The following is a 3,898-nucleotide window of genomic DNA, read 5'->3' on the forward strand; positions in this document are numbered from 1 at the left end:
CGCTGCCCGGAACTCCCGGGCAGCGGCGCCGTCCCAGCGCATCGGTCTGCGCGTCGGTCAGCGCACCGGCTGGCCCGGCGGCACCGAGAGGAGCGCGAGCTGGCCCTGCTCGACGGTCTCGGGGTCACCGGTCTTGGCGTGCACCTGCGCGGTGAAGAGGTACTTGCCCGCACCGAGGAACGGCACGGGGATGATGCCCGAGCTCTCCTCGTCGCGGGTGATGAAGTTTGCCGCGCCCGGGGCGAAGCGCTTCGCGTCGAACCGCGCAATGCGCGCAGCGCCGCCGGTGGTCGGGTCGTACTGGAACACGCCGGCGAGGTAGTCGTTGCCGCCCGGGTCCTCCTGCATGAGGACCTGCCCGCGGTCGTTGACGGTGATGTTGTCCATCATCCGCGGGCCCTCCTGCTCGGCCTGCGGCTTCGTGGCGTCGTAGGCCGGGCTGGCCACGGCGATCGTCGCCCGGCCGCCCGCCGTGACGTCGGCGGCGTCCGCGAAGTCGAGGTGCCACAGCCGGCTGATGCCGGTGAAGCTGGCCGTCGTCGCGAAGTAGAAGCCGCCCGGGTTCGTCGGGTCCCAGGCCCCGTCCTCGGGACGCGCGAGGGCAGAGACGCCGAGCTCCTTGCTCTTCGCCTCGAGCTGTGCGCCGCTCAGGCCGGCGGCGGCCGGGATCTCGATGAGGCGGAAGCCGGCGCCCGAGCCGACCGTCGTCGCGTCGTTCTCGGCGGCGACCCCGTCGATGGCGAGGCCGTAGAGCGTGCCGCCGGTCAGGCCGGCCCGCTCCACGTCGTTGCCGGTCGACTTCTTGTCCCCGACGTAGACGTAGACCTGGCCGCCGCCGGAGTCGTCGAGGCCGACGACGACGGTCTTGTCGCCGGTGTTCGGCATCGCGACGACGTTCTCCCAGCTGGCCTTGCCGAGCCACGGCAGGATGTAGCTCGTCCCGGCGTCCGGCCCGTCGACGACGTGGGCGAGGGCGCGGCCCTCAGAGCCGGCCTCCTCGCCGTTGAGGAAGATGCGGGTCTGCGTGCCCTTGCCCGTCGCGGCGTCGTAGAACGCCGAGACGTCGGCCAGGTCGGCCGAGCACATCCGGTTGAACGCGGTCGTGATGTTCTCCCACGCGGTGCCGTTCCACGACTTGACCTGCTGCACGAGGTCCTCCCCGGAGCGGACGCGCAGGCTGCCCTTCTCGACCGTCCACTTCGAGATGAACGCGCCGGCCGCACCGTGGTCGCGCACCACGCCGGAGGTCGCACCGAACTCGTGGTTCATGACGAGCGTGAACGTGCCGTCCCCGTTGTCGTAGGCGCCGAGCCCGTCGGGCGTCCCGGCGAGGCGGTAGTCCCCGACGCGGTCGCCGACGGTGAGGACGGACTTCGTGACGACACCGGGGCGAACGGTCTGCACGTAGGGGGACGTCGTCGTGGAGGGGCCGGTCTGGGCCGGGGCGGCGACGGCCGTGCCGGTGGCCACGAGGCCGAGGCAGGTGGTAGTCGCGGCAAGCGCCGCGACGGTGGATCGCTTCATGAGTTGCTCCATCGTTCGTGAGGTCCAGTGGACGGTTGTGACGCTAGGGACGACACACGTGGAGTCGTCGACCTCTCGGTGACCTCCCGGTGAACGTGACGCTTCCGCTTCTCGCCGTCCGGAGTGGGGCGGTATGCCGCTCAGCCGGCTCCCCGGGGGTGCGCGCGGTCCTGTGGGCGGCGGGTGCCCGATGTCACGTCGGGGTCGGGACTAAAGTCATGGCGGCCAACGTGATTCGGGCCCTACGGTGAGCGCGTGAACGAGACCCCGCAGGGCGGCCAGGGATCGCCGATCGGCCCGCGTCCGACGATGCCGTCCGCGACGAACGTGCCACCCGACCGCACCGGGGCGAGCGCCCCGACCGCCTTGCCCCACACCGCGCCGCGCGTGCACCGGGCGTCGTCCCACCGGTGGTGGTGGCTCGTGGCGGCCGGCGCCCTCCTGCTCCTCGTGGCCGGCGGCGGCTTCAGCGGTTGGGGCGGGGGTGGTCCCTTCACGACCTCGACGAGCCAACAGCACACCTACCGGGGAAACGTCACCTCACTGGACCTCACCGGCGGCTCCGGCGACGTGCAGGTCACCGGTGGTGCCGCGGCCGGAACCGTCGAGGTGACCCGGCACCTGCGGTGGGGGATGGGCGGCCAGCCGTCCCCGAACGAACGGCTGAACGGCGGCACCCTCGCGATCGACTCGAGGTGCGGCGGTGGGTTCATGTCGTTGTGCTCCATCGACTACGAGGTCAAGGTGCCGGACGCCACCGCGGTCACCCTCGGCGTCGGCTCCGGCGACATCGCGCTCAGCGGAACGCTCGGGGTCGTGACGGCCGAGACGGGCTCGGGAGACGTCAACGCGAACGGTCTTGCCGCAGGGGACACCACACTGCGGACCGGCAGCGGCGACGTCGACCTCAGCTTCAATGCGGCGCCGTCGAAGGTCGACCTGCGGACCGGCTCCGGGAACGTCGACCTCTTCGTGCCGAAGGGCGAGAGCTACGCCGTCGACGTGACGACCGGCTCCGGCGACAAGAACGTCTCCGTCGACACCTCGCAGAGCAGCCCGCGCAGCATCCAGATCCAGACCGGCTCCGGGGACGTCGACGTCGCGTACCGCTGACCCCTGCCCGATCGACAGTGCGCTTCTCCCAATCGACAGTGCGCTACTCCCGATCGACAGTGCACCATTCCCAATCGAAAGTGCACGTTTTCTGATCGACAGTGCGCTACTCCCGATCGAGCGTGCGGTGCTGGTGAAGATCGCCCACCCCGTCGCGGGGTGACGGACCCTGCCCAAGGCAGCTGAGCGGCATACGGAAAACACAGGGTCGTCACGGGTGGGCGACCTACCGTCGGACGATGAAGCGCTCCCTCCCGGTCGCGGCGCTCGCCGCTGTCGGTATGGCGCTCGCGGCGTGTTCGGGGTCCCCGACCGGGGGCGCCACCACCCGGAGCGGTCCGCCGTCGACGTCCTCCGCGTCCGGCTCTGTGACCAGCTCGGCGCGGTCGTCCGTGACCCCGCAAACGCCCTCGTCCCCCACGGCGACGGGGGCACCGCGACCGAAGGCCGCGCCCGGCCGCTTCACGCGGACGACGCTCTACCGAGGGTCGGCACACCCCGACGACCTCACCTTCGACGGGTCCGGCAGGCTCCTGTTCAGCGACTACACGAACGGCACGGTGAGCCGGCTCAACCCCGACGGCACCGTCACGGTGCTGCACCGGGGGCTTGCCGGCCCGGAAGGGCTCGTCCTGCTCGCGGACGGCACGCTCGTCGTGGCACAGGAGAAGACGAACCGGATCGTCAGCTTCGCCCCCGGCTCAGACACGGCCCACCTGCTCCGCACCCTGCCCGGCACCCCGACCCTCGTCGAGTGCCACCAAGGGGTCGACGGCATCGCGTGGGACCCGTCGACGAAGTCGCTCGTCGTCCCCGACGCGCCCACCGGGGCGATCTACCGGCTCAGCACCGACGGGCGGTCGCTGACCCGAGTGGCCGGCGGGTTCACCCACCCGGTCGGGGCGACGGTGGACGCCGCGGGCAGGATCTACGTCGCCGACGAGTGCGGGGGTGACGTCTGGCGGGTCACCGCGGGCGGGGGCCGGGTCCGCGTCGCGCCGGCCGCGATGCCCGACGACGTCGCGCTCGACGGCTTCGGCAACATCATCGTCACCGACGTGCGGCACATCCGGCACTCGGTCACCCGGACCAACCTGCGCACCGGCGCCACGACGACGTTGGCCAGCGCCGGACTGGTCGAGCCGCAGGGCCTGGTGCTCGACCGGAGCGGCGCCATCTACGTCTCGGACGACATCGCCGACGTGATCATCAAGCTGACGCCCCGGGGGTGACGGACCGACCGTCGAGAGGCCACCAACCG

At 71.7% G+C, this 3,898-nt stretch carries 3 protein-coding genes; 2 read left to right on the forward strand and 1 reads right to left on the reverse strand.

Annotation, left to right across the window (positions count from 1 at the left end; genetic code table 11):
* Positions 1-57: 57 nt before the first annotated feature.
* Positions 58-1,524, reverse strand: a complete 1,467-nt coding sequence (locus N864_RS19960; protein WP_034721504.1) for an alkaline phosphatase PhoX — start codon at positions 1,522-1,524, stop codon at positions 58-60.
* A gap of 255 nt (positions 1,525-1,779) precedes the next feature.
* On the opposite strand from N864_RS19960, the gene N864_RS19965 reads away from it, so the two are divergent.
* The gene (locus N864_RS19965; RefSeq protein ID WP_051518845.1) at positions 1,780-2,637 is read left to right on the forward strand and encodes a DUF4097 family beta strand repeat-containing protein; all 858 of its coding nucleotides are present in this window, start codon (positions 1,780-1,782) and stop codon (positions 2,635-2,637) included.
* A 239-nt stretch (positions 2,638-2,876) separates the two neighbouring features.
* Positions 2,877-3,869, forward strand: coding sequence for a Vgb family protein (locus N864_RS24835; protein WP_034721508.1), 993 nt, complete (start codon positions 2,877-2,879; stop codon positions 3,867-3,869).
* The last annotated feature ends 29 nt before the right edge of the window (positions 3,870-3,898 follow it).

Origin of the sequence: Intrasporangium chromatireducens Q5-1, assembly GCF_000576575.1 — a bacterium.
GTDB lineage: Bacteria > Actinomycetota > Actinomycetes > Actinomycetales > Dermatophilaceae > Intrasporangium_A > Intrasporangium_A chromatireducens.